The organism is Oleiphilus sp. HI0043 (assembly GCF_001634935.1).
Genome location: NZ_LWEY01001588.1, coordinates 1 through 933, shown reverse-complemented (window position 1 = coordinate 933; position 933 = coordinate 1). Strand labels below are relative to the sequence as shown.

2 protein-coding genes are annotated in these 933 nt (G+C 41.2%); both read right to left on the bottom strand.

The features are described from left to right. Positions 1-345: 345 nt before the first annotated feature. Positions 346-690: a DUF2956 domain-containing protein gene (locus tag A3729_RS23545; protein ID WP_068512841.1), complete on the bottom strand. Its 345-nt coding sequence runs from the start codon at positions 688-690 to the stop codon at positions 346-348. Between the two features lie 62 nt (positions 691-752). Next, positions 753-933, bottom strand: a 181-nt coding sequence (locus A3729_RS34135; protein WP_231877491.1) for a hypothetical protein, incomplete at its 5' end; no start/stop codon positions are given.

The window sequence follows — 933 nt, the reverse complement described above, 5'->3', positions numbered from 1 at the left end:
GCCGTTCGCATTAACCGCGAATGCAGCAACAAGTAGTGACGTCAGTGTCACCAACTTCAATTTCAGGCTTTTCATCAATCGACTCCGTTAATTTTCTTAATTTTGTTTTTTTCATGTATGTAAGTGTTTTATATGTTCTTAAAGAACTATTCTTTTTCAGGTTCTTTCTTGTCTGACTTTTTTGGGGGACTCCTCCAAAGCAATGACAAGTAAGTGATTTAAACCATATAAAAAAGAGGATTACGAAGCTGTGGCAAAGAAGGGTAATTTAGGTAACTTAGGTTAAATTCAGAGTTTTCAGTGAGACTTGGTTCAAAACTAATCAAATTTCATCGAGATGAGTTCTTATATTACTTGGAATATTGCAAACAAAACCCATGATAAAACGAGTAAAGACCAGGGTAACCACGTCTGTGCTTTAGGTGGCTGAACATGCTCTTCAAGCTGTTTTTCTTCACTACTGCTTGCCATCTGTTTGGCTTTTTCTGCAGCTTTTAATTGCTTGTCGAGCTCTCGGCTTTTGGCTTTGTGCTGTTTTTTATACTGCTCAATCCCTTTTTGAATACCCTGGGCAATGATTTTTGTTTGTTCTTTCGTTTGGCCTGGGCGTTGGTTCGCTTTTGCCAGCTTATTAGCTTCTTCCAGCGTCCGCTCGCTTCCTTTTGAGTGCCGCTTATCATATTTTGCCATTTTACTTCCTTGGTTCTATTTGGGGGTGAGCTGATGAGGGAATTGATTGCAAGTGATCTAGCCTATGAATAGTTGTCTTCAACACGCCTGGTTAGTTCAGATAGTTCCTGTGTATCTTGTTCATTCAAGTCGCAGTTAGCCAAAACGAAGTTTGCCGTGCGCACTACGGCTCGCCACCTGGGCCTATCAGGGATAGTACGAGCGCTCAGGTACTTGTCAAAGGTTCGAGTTTTAACCGTGGTG

What these genes read in the sequence shown, in the direction of transcription:
- A3729_RS23545 (WP_068512841.1), bottom strand. Translation starts at nt 690, where the DNA reads ATGGCAAAATATGATAAGCGGCACTCAAAAGGAAGCGAGCGGACGCTG.